The sequence below is a fragment of the Testudinibacter crocodili genome (genome assembly GCF_006228025.1).
Lineage (GTDB): Bacteria > Pseudomonadota > Gammaproteobacteria > Enterobacterales > Pasteurellaceae > Chelonobacter.
On record NZ_VDHF01000047.1, the window covers coordinates 21690 to 36279 of the forward strand.

A 14590-nucleotide genomic window follows, 5' to 3' on the forward strand; every position below is an offset into this window, starting at 1 on the left:
GAAAAAAACTATGCAAAATATTATTTCATCATGGTTTGTGCAAGGCATGATCAAGGCAACTCACGATATGTGGCTAAAAGGTTGGGATGAGCGTAACGGTGGTAACGTCAGTTTACGCTTACTCGATAGTGATGTAGAGCCTTACCTGTCTGAATTTAATACTAAACCTCATCATATTGCATTAACACAAGATGTCTCTGCATTGGCAGGACAGTATTTTATCGTAACCGGCTCGGGTAAATTTTTCCGCAATATCATTTTAGATCCAGCCGATAACCTTGCTGTTGTTCGGGTAGATGAACAGGGTAAGGGGTATTACATTCAATGGGGATTAATCAACGGAGGCGTCGCAACCTCCGAATTAGCCGCCCATTTACAATCCCATATCGTAAGAATGCAAAAAACAGACGGTAAAGATCGCGTTGTTATGCACTGCCATGCCACAAATTTGATCGCACTGACTTATGTTTTGCCATTAGATAGTAAAGTCTTTACTCACGAACTATGGCAAATGAGCACTGAATGTTTAGTGGTATTTCCCGAGGGAATAGGCATATTGCCTTGGCTCGTACCGGGGAAAGATGAAATCGGTTATGCCACTGCTGAAAAAATGAAATCTCACTCACTTGTCCTCTGGGCATTCCACGGTGTATTTGGCGCTGGCGCAACTTTAGATGAAGCATTCGGCTTAATTGATACGGCTGAAAAGTCAGCAGAAATTTTAGTCAAAGTAATGGCTATGGGCGGACGCAAACAAGGTATTACCAATGATGAGTTCAAACTATTGGCAGAACGTTTCGACGTAATACCAATGGACGGAGTCTTGTAGTTCTATCTTTCAAAAAATCAACCGCACTTTTTAATTCGTTATCACATAAAAGTGCGGTGCAAAAATCTCATCTTTTAAAGGAGAAGCCACATGGGTAGTTCAATTTTTTTAGGTATATTTTGGCATTTTATTGGTGCAACCTCTGCAGCCTGCTTCTATGCACCGTTAAAAAAAGTAACAAACTGGTCTTGGGAAACGATGTGGGCTGTTGCGGGTCTATTTTCTTGGATACTGCTGCCTTGGGGAATCAGCTATTGGCTATTACCTGATTTCTCCGCCTACTATGCTTCATTTAGCAGCAATATATTAATCCCGGTATTCCTATTCGGTGCCATGTGGGGTATTGGCAATATCGGATATGGATTAACGATGCGTTATCTTGGTATGTCGATGGGAATTGGTATTGCTATCGGTATCACCCTAATTTTCGGTACCTTAATGACTCCAATTTTACAAGGGCGATTTGGAGAGTTATTGGCTTCTACCGGTGGAAAAATGACATTAATCGGCGTTTTGGTTGCTTTGGTTGGGGTTGCTGTTGTTTCCTATGCTGGATTGCTGAAAGAGCGCGTTAGTGGTATTGCAGCCGAAGAATTCAATTTAAAAAAGGGGTTAATTTTAGCAATTATATGCGGTATTTTCTCAGCAGGTATGTCATTTGCTATGGCAGCTGCAGTACCAATGCATGAATCTGCTGCTCAACTAGGGGTTGATCCACTTTATGTTGCTTTACCAAGCTATGTTGTGATTATGGGAGGAGGCGCAATTATCAATCTTGGTTATTGTATTATTCGTTTAATCATTAAACCAGAGCTGTCTTTCCGCAAAGATATGAGCGTAACCAAAAACCTATTAATCAGTAATGCATTATTTGCTGCTCTTGGCGGAATTATGTGGTACTTCCAATTTTTCTTTTACGCTTGGGGACATGCGAATATTCCTGCTGATTACGGCTTTATGAGCTGGATGTTACATATGAGTTTTTATGTCCTATGCGGCGGTATCGTTGGGTTAATCCTCAAAGAGTGGAAGAACACGGGCACTAAACCAGTGCGTGTACTTTGTATCGGCTGTTTAATCATCGTATTAGCCGCCAATATTGTTGGTTTAGGTATGGCAAACTAAGTTCATAAGGATTACACAATGATAAGAAAAGGTATCTTAATGCATGTCAATCCCGATTGCCATGCAGAATATAAAAAACGTCATGATGAAATTTTCCCTGAGTTAGTCAAAGAACTTAAAGAACACGGAGCTCACAATTATTCAATATTCTTAGATAAGAAGCGTGATTTATTGTTCGGTTATGTCGAAATTGAGTCAGAAGAACGCTGGGATCAGGTAGCACAAACAACAGCTTGTCAAAAGTGGTGGGATTTTATGAAAGACATCATGCCATCCAATCCGGATAATAGTCCTATAGCCCAAAAATTAGAGCAAGTATTTTATCTGGAGTAAGATAACAAACACTATATATAAAATAAACCACTTCAAGTTAAGAAGTGGCTTATTATCTTTTACTAGCTCCGGCTCAAATAATCCCCATAACACACCCACTTATAAGTGGTTAACGCTTCCAAACCCATTGGACCACGGGCATGCAGTTTTTGGGTGCTGACCGCTACTTCGGCGCCTAAGCCGAATTGCGCGCCGTCGGTGAAACGGGTGCTGGCGTTGACATACACCGTTGCCGAATCCACTTGATTAACAAACTGGCGTGCTAAGGCTTGCGATTCGGTGAGAATACCGTCGGAATGGTGGCTGCCGTATTCTTGGATATGCGCAATCGCTTGTTGAATATCCTCGACAATCACCACATTCATATTGTTACACAACGCTTCGTTACGCAAGCTGTCGTCGCTAACCGCACTTACTTCTGCACCGTTTTGCTGTAATAACGGCAACGCTTGCTCATCGGCAAAATAGTGGACTTTTTTGTCGGCAAGTTGTTGCACCAAGTGCGGTATAAATTCGGCGGCGATATTGCGTTGCAGTAACAGGGTTTCCAATGAATTACAGGCACTTGGACGCTGGGTTTTCGCATTATCAATCAACGCTAAGGCGCGGTTGAGATCCGCACTTTGCTCAACAAACAGATGGCAAATGCCGATGCCGCCGACAATCACCGGAATGGTTGAATTCTCTTTGCACAGTTGGTGCAAGCCTGCGCCGCCACGAGGGATAATCATGTCCACATAGCGATCCAGTTTAAGCAGTTGCATCACTAAAGTGCGGTCAGGATCGATAATCGCCTGCACGGCTTCACCCGGTAAACCGGCTTGTTTTAGTGCGTCTTGCACCACTTGCAATAACACTTGGTTGGTATGACGGGTCTCCTTGCCACCGCGCAAAATCACGGCATTACCGGTTTTCAAACACAGTGAGGCGACATCAATGGTGACATTCGGGCGGGCTTCATAAATGGTCGCGACCACCCCCAACGGCACACGCACTCGTTGAATCGAGAGCCCGCTGTCCAACGTGCCGCCGTCAATCACCTTGCCAACCGGATCGGCAAGCGTGATCACATGGCGCACATCGTCGGCAATGCCTTTTAAACGGGCTGGCGTCAGCAATAAACGATCAATAATCGCAGCGCTGATACCTTGCGCTTCGGCATTGGCAATATCAATGGCATTCGCCGCCAGAATCTCGGCTTCTCGTATTTCTAACTGATCGGCAATCACCCGCAACGCTTGGTTTTTTTCCGCACTGGATAGTTGCGCCAATTCAAACGCTGCTTGCTTCGCCTGTTTGCCCATTTCTACTAAATTGATTGTCATTGTTATATCCTTTTCTACTTCTACTCTCTTTTCCAACGCCGCTATGTCGCTTGACTGTATCCTCTTCGCTGTATAAAAAATGGAAGAGCAAGGCGGAAAGCACAGCTGAAGTGGGGCTTCAGCGAGCATTTCCAACGCCGCTATTCCGTTTTTTAGACCGAGAGGATAACCATATCATCACGGTGAATAGCCACCGCCCCATATTCATATCCGAGCGTCACTGCGATATCTGCCGATTTTTTGCCTTTGATCAGCTCCAATGCGTCACTGTTATAACAAGCCACGCCAATCGCAATATCTTTGCCTTGCAGCGTGCGGATTCGCACCACTTCACCGCGTGAGAAGCGTCCTTCGATTTGTACAATACCGGCTGGCAACAAGGAACGGTATTTCTCCAATACCGCACTTTCAGCCCCTTGATCAACCACCAGTGTGCCGGCTGACGGGGCGGCAAACAACCACTGTTTACGACTTTGCAATGGCGAAAGCAACGCTTTGAATTTGGTGCCGATCGCGTTGTCTTGCGCCAAATCGAGGATCACATTGTGCTGACTGCCCGGTGCGATAATGGTTTCGATACCGGAACGAGTGGCAATATCCGCAGCAGTAATTTTAGTGTTCATGCCGCCGGTGCCTAAACCAGACACGCTGCCACCAGCAATTGAACGGATATGATCGGTGATTTTATCCACTTGCACAATGAGTTTTGCCGCCGGATTAGCGCGCGGATCACTGTCGAATAAGCCTTGTTGGTCGGTTAATAAATAGAGCTGATCTGCATTCGCCAAAATCGCCACCAATGCCGATAAATTATCGTTATCACCCACTTTGATTTCCGCCGTTGCCACGGCATCATTTTCATTAATGATCGGAATAATTTGGTTGTCCAGTAATGCATTCAGGGTGTCACGCGCATTCAGAAAACGTTCGCGATCTTCTAAATCAGCACGGGTCAGCAGCATTTGTCCGATATAAATATCATAAATTTCAAATAGTTGCTCCCATGCTTGAATCAACTGACTTTGTCCCACTGCCGCCAGCAGCTGTTTCGAGGCAATGGTCGGCGGCAATTGCGGATGATTCAAATAGTGCCTCCCCGCTGCCATCGCACCGGAAGTGACAATCACCACCCGATGTCCTAGCTGCTGCAATTGCGCGCATTGGCGCACGATATTCAGCATATGCGGACGGTTGAGTTTCGGTGAGCCTTGGGTCAAGACACTGGTGCCAAATTTTAAGACAATCGTTTTGACTGCGGCATTTTCAACCGCGTCGGAATACGCGTTTTTTTGCATAATTTTTGATCTAAAATAAATAAAAAAATGATTGTTACGTTACCATTAATCGCTAAAAAAAGCATTTAATAAATCAGTTGTACTTTTGTTTTACTCGGAGAGTTTATGCCAAGCAAATATTCAGTTCTCAATCATGCGCAACAACAAGAGATCACCCGGTTGTGCGTGCATACCGCACTTTTACTGTTACAACACGGTGCAGAAAGCACTTTGGTCAGCCAAATTGCCGCACGCTTGGGAAAAGCGTTGGGAGTGGAAAGTGTTGAGGTTGCGCTAACGGCAAATGCCATTGTGCTGACCACCTTGCACCAAGGGCATTGCATCACCACCGCAAGGCGCAATCAGGATCGCGGTATCAATATGCATGTGGTGACTGAAGTGCAGCATATTGTGATTGCCGCCGAACACCGGATTTACGACAGAAGCGTCGTGCGAAAAAAACTGTATAACATCAAACCATTAAAATATAATCGCTATTATGTATTGCTGATGGTCGGACTATCCTGTGCTTCGTTTGCTCATCTTGCCGGTGGCGATGCGCTAATCTGCCTGATCACTTTCTTGGCGGCGTGTGCTGCGATGTTGGTACGGCAGGAACTTGCGATGCGTCACTACAATCCGATCATTGTGTTTGCCTGTACCGCATTTGTGGCAACTTGCATTTCAGGCTTATCGCTGCGTTTTCATTTGGGCAACGACTCGCAAATTGCGATTGCCTCAAGCGTGTTGCTGCTGGTGCCCGGTTTTCCGTTTATTAATGCGCTATCCGATATTCTGAAAGGCTACACCAATATGGGAATCGGGCGTTGGGCGCTGGCGACGGTGCTAACCTTTGGTGCTTGCATTGGCATTGTGTTTGCCTTGAGCCTACTGAATATTCAACAATGGGGAGGCTGAGATGGATCTGCTGCTCATTTTGCTGGACGATATGTTTTTTTCCGCCATTCCGGCGATTGGTTTTGCCCTGTTGTTTAATGTGCCACAAAATGCACTGAAATATTGTGCACTGCTCGGGGCGTTGGGACATGGTTTTCGTAAACTGTTATTACTAACGATGGATATGCCGTTGGTGTTTGCCACCTTTTTTGCTGCGGCGCTGATCGGTTTTATCGGCGTTTATCTGTCACAGCGCTATTTAGCACACCCAAAAGTGTTCACCGTGGCTGCGATCATTCCAATGATTCCCGGCGTATTTGCCTATAAAGCGATGATTGCCGTTGTGCAAATCCACCATATCGGCTATTCTGAAGCCCTGTTCCAACAAGCCGTTGATAATTTTGTCAAATCTGGTTTTATTCTTGGCGCATTGGCTTTCGGCTTGGCTTTGCCAGGTTTACTGTTTTACCGCCAGCGCCCTGTTATTTAGTGATAGGATCCGAATTATGCAAATCAGCCTGATCGTCGCCTTCACCCAAAATCGGGTGATCGGCAGAGATAACCAAATGCCGTGGCACTTGCCACGTGATTTAGCGTGGTTTAAACGCAACACCTTAAACAAACCGGTGATAATGGGGCGTAAAACCTTTGAGTCTATCGGTCGCCCGTTGCCGAACCGCACTAACATCGTGTTATCGCGCCAGCCATTTGTGTCTGACGGCGTACAATGGGCGGATAGCCTACAAACCGCACTTGGCTTGTGCAAAAAGGCTGATGAGGTAATGATTATTGGCGGCGGCGAGCTGTTTAAACAAAGCCTGCCGTTAGCAGACAAACTGTATTTAACCGAAATCCAAACCGCACTTGACGGCGATACTTTTTTTCCGGTGCTCGATTTGAATGACTGGCATATTGTAGAAGACGAACTAGTAACTGCCGATGATAAAAACGCTTATGCTTGTCGATTTTTAATCTTAAAGCGAAAAAACAAAACGGGGCGATAACACCCCGCTTGTATTGTTAGCGATATAATACGCTTACTTCACACGTGCTACATATTCACCGGAGCGAGTATCCACTCGAATGACTTCACCAATTTGCACAAACAGCGGCACTTTCACCACAGCGCCGGTGCTTAAGGTTGCCGGTTTGCCGCCCGTACCCGCCGTATCGCCTTTCAAACCTGGATCGGTATCCACGATTTCCAGCTCGACAAAATTCGGTGGTGTCACGGAAATCGGCGCGCCGTTCCATAAAGTGACGATACATTCCGCTTGATCCAACAACCATTTGTCATTGTCGCCCACCGCTTTGGCGTCCGCTGACAACTGCTCAAAAGTTTCGTTGTTCATAAAATGCCAAAAATCTTCGTCTTTATACAAAAAAGTCAAATTGGTATCCATCACATCCGCCGCTTCCACGGTGTTGCCGGATTTAAAGTTCACGTCCAAGACTTTGCCGGAAATCAGTTTGCGGATACGAGTACGGGTAAACGCTTGACCTTTTCCCGGTTTCACGAATTCGTTTTCAACGATAACGCAAGGTTCGCCGTCCTGCATAAATTTAAGACCCGGTTTAAAATCACTGGTAGAATAGGTTGCCATAATGTCCTCATCACTTGAAAAAAGCCTGATCTTAAGACAAGATCAGATAAAATTTTAATAAAACTTGTCTATGATAACCCAAAACACCCTGCTTAGAGAAGAGCCAAGCTGGCTAGATTACCTTGCAAATGCGATAAATGATCCGCAAAAATTGCTGAGGCAACTCGATCTACCACTAAATCAATTCAAAAACGACATTTCGGCACGTCGATTATTCCCGCTGCGCGTGCCACAACCGTTTATCGACAAAATGGAAAAGGGCAATCCACAGGATCCACTTTTGCTGCAAGTGATGACGTCGCAGCAGGAGTTTTTTCAAGTGCAAGGCTTCAGCCAAGATCCACTGCAAGAGCAGCAAAGTGCGGTGCCGGGCTTATTGCATAAATACCATAACCGAGTGTTATTAATGGTGAAAGGCGGCTGTGCGGTCAATTGCCGCTACTGCTTTCGCCGCCATTTTCCCTATCAGGACAACAAAGGCAACAAACAGAACTGGCAAACCGCACTTGACTATATCGCCGCGCACCCTGAAATTGAAGAGGTGATTTTTTCCGGCGGCGATCCGCTGATGGCGAAAGATCACGAACTGGACTGGCTGATCAGCCGCTTGGAGCAGATCAGACACATTAAAACCCTGCGAATTCATACCCGATTGCCGGTGGTGATTCCGCAACGGATTACCAGCGCACTTTGCCAGCGTTTAGCCGCTTCACGTTTAAATAAGGTGCTGGTCACCCATATCAATCACCCGAATGAAATCGACCACACTTTAGCCGATCATTTGGCACCATTACGCGCCGCCAACGTGGTATTGCTGAATCAATCGGTGCTCTTAAAAGACGTAAATGACAATGCACAATTGTTAAAACAATTAAGCGATAAACTGTTTAGTACAGGTATTTTACCCTATTACCTGCATTTGCTCGATAAAGTGCAAGGTGCAGCGCATTTTTATCTGGACGACAAGCAGGCGTTGGCAATCTACCACGAACTGCAGAAAATCAGCTCCGGATATCTCGTGCCTAAGCTGGCACGCGAGATTGCTGGTGAGCCGAATAAAACCTTATTAACGCCATAAGCAAAAAATTCACACCAAATTCCAGCAAAAACAGTTTTTATTTTGTCTAATTCCTTTAGAATAGAAAAATATTTTTATTCATAAAAACATATTTTGACAATTTGAGGTGTCTAGTGACTTCTGAGAACCAAAACCGCAGCAATGCTGAAGCAACCGCCGGTGAAAAACAGAATCAATTAAAATTTGAATTTAGCAACATGGAACCGATTACGCCGAAAAAACCCATTGAAGAAAAGCCCTCTTTTTTTGACAAGGCGAAAGGCTTGTTACCTAAACGTGAGCACAAGGAGGAAAGTATGAGCACGACAAACCTGCCCCCTCATGATCCACAACCTGTAACAGAGAGTGCCGCTCAAATCGAAACAACGGCTAAAAGTGCGGTTGAGCCGATAACAACTGATCACGCAAATAGTGCGCATGAGCCATTAAGCAACCGTTTGAAAAAACCAGAAACTTGGGGGATCTTAAATCGTTTACCAGCCAAACACCGCCGCCTATTCATCGCCTTATTGGCACTGATTTTAGTGTTGTTGATTTTCTTTTGGTTAAAACCAAGTTCAACCACTACTGTTGATGCCCTACAAGCGCAAAATTCGAATACGCTGCCGATAGAATTTCAATCGTTGAATCAATCAGAAGAAGAACAAATCAATCAACCGAACGAACAATCAAACAATCAAAACAACGCTTTGCTGCCTCAGCCAAATACTGTGGGCGATAGCAACGCTCAAACTTTGGCAACCGCCGCCGCAACCCAAGCTGCTGCCGTTGCAGCCGGAACAGTAGCTCAAAGTGCAAACGCTCAGACCGCACCATCACAAACTACGGCAACGCAACAAGCGACAACGCCACCTCGTTATGAAGCGCCAAAAGAGCAAGCTACTCGTACACCGGCAAAATCACAACCGACCACAACCACAAAAACGACCACAGTTAAACCAACAACTGCGCCAAAACAAGCTGCTGCGCCTGCCAAACCAGCCGCTGACAATACAACTTCCGGCAACAACCGCACTTTAACTATCCCACAAGGCGTCAGCTTGATGCAGGTGTTCCGCAATAATAATCTGAATATTGCCGATGTCAATGCGATGACCAAAGCCAACGGCGGTGAAAAAGCACTCAGCAGCTTTAAAGCCGGTGACAAAGTGACGATTCAAGTCAATTCACAAGGCCGAGTGAGCCGTTTAACCTTACAAAACGGCAGCACGTTTATCCGTAATAACGACGGCAGTTATCAGTATAAGAAATAATCAAAAAATGCCGTTATCTAAATGATAACGGCATTTTTACTGAAATTTCATCACGTCAATATGAGGTTTATTCCTATGATGAAAAAAAGTTTATGCGGTTGCATCATCATCTTGCTATCCGGTTGTCATGCTCCGACTGATACCCACAATAACCTGAGCTTGCAACAAAGCACCTCTGGCTCGACGGCATTAAATAAAACCCTGCCCGAGAGCAATACTACCCATCTTTACTACTGTGATAACAATATCCAAATCAAAGTCACTGCGCTCAATGCTTCAGCCATCAAACAGCACTCAAAAAATCCTTCGATTCAGCTGACTCTAAACGGTATCAGCCAACATCTACAACCGGTAATCTCCGGCAGCGGCAAACGCTACGCCAATATTCAGTGGAACTGGTGGGAAAGAGCTGAAAGTGCGGTGCTGAGCAACAGTTTGGGCGAAGTGATTGCAAGTGGTTGTAAAATAGAAAAAATTGATTAACCGCACTTTAGGGGCTGTTGATTTAAATACAAAGTGCGGTGTCAGTTTATTCCAAATTCTGAATCTGTTCACGCATTTGTTCGATCAAGACCTTTAACTCGACTGCCGAGTTGGTGACCTCAACATTAATTGATTTCGAAGCAAGCGTATTCGATTCGCGATTTAATTCCTGCATCATAAAATCCAACCGACGCCCAACAGCGCCACCTTTTTTCAAGGTTGCAGTCGTTTCTTTCACATGCATTTGCAACCGATCCAGCTCTTCCGCAACATCAACACGCTGCGCTAATAAAATCATCTCTTGTTCCAAACGTTGCGGATCGGCTTGCAATTGGATTTCATCAAACCGCTGTTGCAATTTCTCCCGTTGCCATTGCAAAATTTGTGGCATTTGTGACCGCACTTTGTCCGCTTCAACACTGATCGCTTGTAGGCGCTGTTGAATAATCTCTTGTAGTTTCTGCCCTTCACGCCCACGCATGGCGATAAATTCGTCTAGCAGTTGATCAAACCCTTTGAGTAAATCTTGACTAATTTGATCCAAATCTTGTTCTGGTGTTTCAACTACACCGGGATAACGCAACACATCGGTTAAACTGATCTCCCCTTCACCGGCTTGCTGTTTCAGCCATTTGAGTGATTGCAACACTTGTTGCGCCAACGACTGGTTGAGTTGTAGTTCAAGTGCGGTCTGTGCTTTCAATTCCAAACGCAAATTACACTCCACTTTACCGCGGGTGATCCGCTGACGGATTTTTTCACGCAAGTTGTTTTCCAAGCCACGAAACTGCTCCGGCAAACGGAAAAAGTTTTCCAGATAGCGTTGGTTGACAGAGCGAATCTCCCATACAGCATTGCCCCAGCTCTGCTTCAGTTCCAAGCGGGCAAACGCAGTCATACTGTAAATCATATTTTTTCCTTATTCGATGATTAAACGACGCTATTCTACCGATTTTGAGCGGGACTGTCGTGTGCAAAGTGCGGTTTCGTGCTAGAATTCCAACTGAATTGAGAACAGTAAAAATGGAGAACCCCGATGCGTCCGAATGACCGCCCTTTGCAAGCTACCCGCCCGATAAAAATCAGCCGTCACTATACTAAACATGCCGAAGGCTCGGTATTGGTTGAGTTTGGCGATACCAAAGTGCTGTGCAACGCTACGCTGGAAAATAGCGTGCCGCGCTTTTTAAAAGGGCAGGGACAAGGCTGGATCACCGCTGAATATGGGATGCTGCCACGCTCGACCAATGTGCGGATGCAGCGTGAAGCCGCTCGCGGTAAACAAGGCGGACGCACGTTGGAAATTCAACGCTTAATCGGTCGTTCATTGCGCGCCATGATCGACTTGACCGCACTTGGCGAACGCACCATCACCGTTGATTGTGATGTGATTCAAGCTGACGGTGGCACGCGCACTGCTGCGATCAGTGGCGCTTGTGTCGCAGTGATTGATGCGGTCAACACACTATTAGCCAACGGTGAACTGAAAACCAATCCGATCAAAGGTTTAGTAGCGGCAATTTCGGTCGGCATTGTTGATGGTACGGCGGTGTGCGATTTAGAATATGTGGAAGATTCTGCCGCCGAAACCGATATGAATGTGGTCATGGCAGAAGATGGACGTATGATTGAAGTGCAGGGTACCGCGGAAGGCGAACCGTTTAGTCATCAAGAATTGTTGCAATTACTGGAGCTGGCACAAGGTGGAATCGAGCAGATTTTTGCCGTACAACGTGCGGCCTTAAACGATCATTAAGGTGATTTATGCAAGATTATAAACAACAATTTATTGAATTTGCCCTCAAGCGCAATGTGTTGAAATTTGGTGAATTCACCTTAAAATCCGGTCGAATCAGTCCCTACTTTTTCAATGCAGGCCTGTTTAACACCGGCAGCGATCTGGCACGTTTGGGCGAATTTTATGCGGCGGCAATCCAAGCCTCAAGGATCGAATATGACATGCTGTTTGGTCCTGCCTACAAAGGTATTCCGATCGCCACCACTGTTGCCATTGCATTAGCCAATCAATTTGGTTGCGATAAACCGCTGTGTTTTAATCGCAAAGAGGCAAAAGATCATGGTGAAGGCGGCAATTTAATCGGTAGCCCATTACAAGGCAGAGTCTTGTTGGTTGATGACGTCATTACTGCTGGAACAGCCATTCGTGAATCAATGCAGCTCATTGCCGCCAATAATGCCAAACTAAGTGCGGTTATGATTGCCCTGAATCGTCAAGAAAAAGGCAAAGGGAAATTATCTGCTATTCAAGAAGTAGAGCGTGATTATCATTGCCGAGTTCTATCCATTATCGATTTAGACGATCTCCTCGCTTTTTTAAACCACAGCCCGATTTACCAACCCTTCCTCCCCGCAATGCACCAATATCAACAACAATACGGTGTATAACCGCACTTGGGTATTTTGGCAAGATTGGAGTTAATTGCTCAAATCTTGTCTTTTTTCACTAAATAACAAAGAACGTTTATCACTCACCCCAAATCACACAAAATCCAATATCGATTGACGCCTCCTTTCACAGCACTTTTATTTCTGGGTTTAAAGTGCGGTTTTTTTTGCTCTTATTTACCTAGACTAGCTTACTCACCGATACCAAATAGCAGCTCTTCACGAAATGCATCCGAACAAGCGGCAGTTTTTAATTTCATACGCAAACTCGATTGCGCGGGGTGCAGCCGGGCTAAATTCAATGCATAATAACGCAAGGAGGTCAGCTTCTTTTCCCCGTTATCTTTACTACTGAGACCACGAACATCCCGATATACCACATCCAACATCCAATGTGCCTTCCTTTTTTTCAGCAATAAATGCTCCCGAATACTCTCTGCTAATTGTGGTAATGCGGCATTTAAGCTGCTGATATAACAGTCTAACTTAGAGTCTAATTTGCTGTTCTGCCTCAACTCTGACAGTGCTTCTGCACACAGCACCGTCTGAATCCCCTCCCAGCGCATTGGCTCAGACAACCATTCATCAACAGGTAATTTTTTATACTGTTGCCCAGTATTTATATTATGATAACAATCAATAGTTTGAGGCATCTCGCGCGCCATTTTATGAAAATAGGCTGCAATTTCTTTGCGAAACATTGCATGATTATTATTTAAAGCAATCACATAGTCTGCTTGCTTATCCTTAAGTTGCTCAACAATCTTTTTCTGTGTGTTGCAGGCATAAACGGAAACTATCGCTCTCCTCAATTTTAATGTCTGGAGTATTTCCAACACACCTTGCTGTTCATTACGCCAACGTGGAGATTTATGCTGTATCAGTATCACACCGTGCATTTTACTTTGTATGGTAATGTTATGCAGTGCACTTTTCGCCTCATGCCCGAAGCAGTTGCGAAGGTTTTTCCCATCCAATGGAATTTGCTCAAGATTTTTGCTCTGACGTAATTCGTTAACAAAATTGATAAAAATATCATTTAATTGGCTTGAATGGAGTTTGCAAACAAGATCAGCGATCGTTTCTTTAGATGGAATACCTTGTGCAAAAGGTAAATATTGACGCAACCAAGAGAGATGGCTTTCGCCAAACTGATGAACATCGCACCATGTCTTTGCTCCTGACAGTACAGCGGTCATGGTTAAAAAAATCAACTCTAATAAAGAATATCTCTGGGTATCATGCTCAATTTCCTCAGCCTGCGCAAAAAAGTTAAAAAAATCCATAACATCTCCTCAACAATAACGAACAATACATACCTTATGAAGTTTTACGTTATACTTACTATAAAATAATAGGCTGTTTTTTAACAATGGTTATTGCGGTTTTATTGATATCGGCTAAGAAATTGGTGTTGATGCCTGTTTTTTATCCAGCACATTTATTTTTGCGCCCATACAAAAAACCCTTAGCATCGCTGCTAAGGGTCGTTGTACTGTATTCAGTAAAATCCGGCGGTGTCCTACTCTCACATGGGGAGACCCCACACTACCATCGGCATTACAGCATTTCACTTCTGAGTTCGGCATGGATTCAGGTGGGACTACTGCACTATCGCCGCCGGAATAATTCGGCTTGATTGTCTTTATTTCTTTGTTCTTTCTTCTTTTCAGTTTTTTTACTTCACTTTATTTCACTGTTATTATTCGGCCACAAGCTAATCTGATTCAAACTCATTGAGCTTTTCTTTGTCTTTCTACTTCGCGCTACTTTAGGGCAAAACCCTTGAGCGTTGTATGGTTAAGCCTCTCGGGCAATTAGTACGGGTTAGCTCAATATATCACTACACTTACACACCCCGCCTATCTACGTCTTCGTCTTAAACAACCCTTACCAGGTTATACCTGGGGAAAACTCATCTCAAGGCAAGTTTCGTGCTTAGATGCTTTCAGCACTTATCTCTTCCGCACATAGCTACCCCGC

Annotated in this window: 16 protein-coding genes and 2 rRNA genes; 11 read left to right on the forward strand and 7 right to left on the reverse strand. The window is 44.9% G+C overall.

The features are described from left to right. Positions 1–10: 10 nt before the first annotated feature. The 3 genes from rhaD to rhaM all read left to right on the forward strand — a co-directional run bounded on the left by rhaD (position 11) and on the right by rhaM (position 2287). On the forward strand, positions 11–829 hold the full coding sequence (gene rhaD, locus FHQ23_RS05320; RefSeq protein WP_139613385.1) for a rhamnulose-1-phosphate aldolase: 819 nt from the start codon (positions 11–13) through the stop codon (positions 827–829). A 90-nt stretch (positions 830–919) separates the two neighbouring features. Continuing rightward, positions 920–1954 carry an L-rhamnose/proton symporter RhaT gene (rhaT, locus tag FHQ23_RS05325; protein WP_139613386.1) on the forward strand — a complete coding sequence of 345 codons (1035 nt, stop codon included), beginning with the start codon at positions 920–922 and terminating at the stop codon, positions 1952–1954. Positions 1955–1972: 18 nt separating this feature from the next. Beyond that, positions 1973–2287 carry an L-rhamnose mutarotase gene (rhaM, locus tag FHQ23_RS05330; protein ID WP_139613387.1) on the forward strand — a complete coding sequence of 105 codons (315 nt, stop codon included), beginning with the start codon at positions 1973–1975 and terminating at the stop codon, positions 2285–2287. A 62-nt stretch (positions 2288–2349) separates the two neighbouring features. On the opposite strand, the gene proA is transcribed toward rhaM, so the two are convergent. Together proA and proB are read right to left on the reverse strand one after the other, a co-directional pair. Continuing rightward, positions 2350–3612, reverse strand: a complete 1263-nt coding sequence (gene proA, locus FHQ23_RS05335) for a glutamate-5-semialdehyde dehydrogenase (RefSeq protein ID WP_139613388.1) — start codon at positions 3610–3612, stop codon at positions 2350–2352. Positions 3613–3764: 152 nt separating this feature from the next. After that, positions 3765–4907: a glutamate 5-kinase gene (gene proB / locus FHQ23_RS05340; protein WP_139613389.1), complete on the reverse strand. Its 1143-nt coding sequence runs from the start codon at positions 4905–4907 to the stop codon at positions 3765–3767. Positions 4908–5012: 105 nt separating this feature from the next. On the opposite strand from proB, the gene FHQ23_RS05345 reads away from it, so the two are divergent. From FHQ23_RS05345 to folA, 3 genes are read left to right on the forward strand one after another with little or no spacing between them, the layout of a single operon-like run. Further along, the gene (locus tag FHQ23_RS05345; RefSeq protein ID WP_139613390.1) at positions 5013–5804 is read left to right on the forward strand and encodes a threonine/serine exporter family protein; all 792 of its coding nucleotides are present in this window, start codon (positions 5013–5015) and stop codon (positions 5802–5804) included. A 1-nt stretch (position 5805) separates the two neighbouring features. Further along, positions 5806–6273, forward strand: a complete 468-nt coding sequence (locus tag FHQ23_RS05350; RefSeq protein ID WP_139613391.1) for a threonine/serine exporter family protein — start codon at positions 5806–5808, stop codon at positions 6271–6273. Positions 6274–6289: 16 nt separating this feature from the next. After that, positions 6290–6787 carry a type 3 dihydrofolate reductase gene (gene folA, locus FHQ23_RS05355; RefSeq protein ID WP_139613392.1) on the forward strand — a complete coding sequence of 166 codons (498 nt, stop codon included), beginning with the start codon at positions 6290–6292 and terminating at the stop codon, positions 6785–6787. 33 nt (positions 6788–6820) lie between these two features. Here folA and efp read toward each other — a convergent pair whose 3' ends face one another. Further along, a complete protein-coding gene (efp, locus tag FHQ23_RS05360) occupies positions 6821–7387 on the reverse strand; it encodes an elongation factor P (RefSeq protein ID WP_132968203.1) in 567 nt (188 codons plus the stop codon). 64 nt (positions 7388–7451) lie between these two features. Between efp and epmB the strand changes: the two genes are divergently transcribed. The 3 genes from epmB to FHQ23_RS05375 all read left to right on the forward strand — a co-directional run bounded on the left by epmB (position 7452) and on the right by FHQ23_RS05375 (position 10201). Then, positions 7452–8465 carry an EF-P beta-lysylation protein EpmB gene (gene epmB, locus FHQ23_RS05365; protein ID WP_139613393.1) on the forward strand — a complete coding sequence of 338 codons (1014 nt, stop codon included), beginning with the start codon at positions 7452–7454 and terminating at the stop codon, positions 8463–8465. A gap of 113 nt (positions 8466–8578) precedes the next feature. Then, a complete protein-coding gene (locus tag FHQ23_RS05370; protein WP_139613394.1) occupies positions 8579–9718 on the forward strand; it encodes a LysM-like peptidoglycan-binding domain-containing protein in 1140 nt (379 codons plus the stop codon). A gap of 75 nt (positions 9719–9793) precedes the next feature. Next, positions 9794–10201, forward strand: a complete 408-nt coding sequence (locus tag FHQ23_RS05375; RefSeq protein WP_176552253.1) for an MliC family protein — start codon at positions 9794–9796, stop codon at positions 10199–10201. Positions 10202–10247: 46 nt separating this feature from the next. On the opposite strand, the gene FHQ23_RS05380 is transcribed toward FHQ23_RS05375, so the two are convergent. After that, the gene (locus tag FHQ23_RS05380) at positions 10248–11111 is read right to left on the reverse strand and encodes a YicC/YloC family endoribonuclease (protein ID WP_139613396.1); all 864 of its coding nucleotides are present in this window, start codon (positions 11109–11111) and stop codon (positions 10248–10250) included. 126 nt (positions 11112–11237) lie between these two features. Between FHQ23_RS05380 and rph the strand changes: the two genes are divergently transcribed. Continuing rightward, a complete protein-coding gene (gene rph, locus FHQ23_RS05385; RefSeq protein ID WP_139613397.1) occupies positions 11238–11957 on the forward strand; it encodes a ribonuclease PH in 720 nt (239 codons plus the stop codon). 8 nt (positions 11958–11965) lie between these two features. Continuing rightward, on the forward strand, positions 11966–12607 hold the full coding sequence (pyrE, locus tag FHQ23_RS05390; RefSeq protein ID WP_139613398.1) for an orotate phosphoribosyltransferase: 642 nt from the start codon (positions 11966–11968) through the stop codon (positions 12605–12607). A gap of 191 nt (positions 12608–12798) precedes the next feature. On the opposite strand, the gene FHQ23_RS05395 is transcribed toward pyrE, so the two are convergent. The 3 genes from FHQ23_RS05395 to FHQ23_RS05405 form a co-directional block, all read right to left on the reverse strand. Further along, positions 12799–13893, reverse strand: coding sequence for an ISAs1 family transposase (locus tag FHQ23_RS05395; protein ID WP_139613399.1), 1095 nt, complete (start codon positions 13891–13893; stop codon positions 12799–12801). A gap of 223 nt (positions 13894–14116) precedes the next feature. Then, positions 14117–14232: ribosomal RNA gene (gene rrf / locus FHQ23_RS05400) — 5S ribosomal RNA — on the reverse strand. Between the two features lie 171 nt (positions 14233–14403). Further along, a 23S ribosomal RNA gene (locus FHQ23_RS05405) occupies positions 14404–14590 on the reverse strand; the annotation flags it as partial.

Coding starts and splice junctions, on each gene's coding strand:
- rhaD (WP_139613385.1), top strand. CDS start 11: ATGCAAAATATTATTTCATCATGGTTTGTGCAAGGCATGATCAAGGCA.
- rhaT (WP_139613386.1), top strand. CDS start 920: ATGGGTAGTTCAATTTTTTTAGGTATATTTTGGCATTTTATTGGTGCA.
- rhaM (WP_139613387.1), top strand. CDS start 1,973: ATGATAAGAAAAGGTATCTTAATGCATGTCAATCCCGATTGCCATGCA.
- proA (WP_139613388.1), bottom strand. CDS start 3,612: ATGACAATCAATTTAGTAGAAATGGGCAAACAGGCGAAGCAAGCAGCG.
- proB (WP_139613389.1), bottom strand. CDS start 4,907: ATGCAAAAAAACGCGTATTCCGACGCGGTTGAAAATGCCGCAGTCAAA.
- FHQ23_RS05345 (WP_139613390.1), top strand. CDS start 5,013: ATGCCAAGCAAATATTCAGTTCTCAATCATGCGCAACAACAAGAGATC.
- FHQ23_RS05350 (WP_139613391.1), top strand. CDS start 5,806: ATGGATCTGCTGCTCATTTTGCTGGACGATATGTTTTTTTCCGCCATT.
- folA (WP_139613392.1), top strand. CDS start 6,290: ATGCAAATCAGCCTGATCGTCGCCTTCACCCAAAATCGGGTGATCGGC.
- efp (WP_132968203.1), bottom strand. CDS start 7,387: ATGGCAACCTATTCTACCAGTGATTTTAAACCGGGTCTTAAATTTATG.
- FHQ23_RS05375 (WP_176552253.1), top strand. CDS start 9,794: ATGATGAAAAAAAGTTTATGCGGTTGCATCATCATCTTGCTATCCGGT.
- FHQ23_RS05380 (WP_139613396.1), bottom strand. CDS start 11,111: ATGATTTACAGTATGACTGCGTTTGCCCGCTTGGAACTGAAGCAGAGC.
- rph (WP_139613397.1), top strand. CDS start 11,238: ATGCGTCCGAATGACCGCCCTTTGCAAGCTACCCGCCCGATAAAAATC.
- pyrE (WP_139613398.1), top strand. CDS start 11,966: ATGCAAGATTATAAACAACAATTTATTGAATTTGCCCTCAAGCGCAAT.
- FHQ23_RS05395 (WP_139613399.1), bottom strand. CDS start 13,893: ATGGATTTTTTTAACTTTTTTGCGCAGGCTGAGGAAATTGAGCATGAT.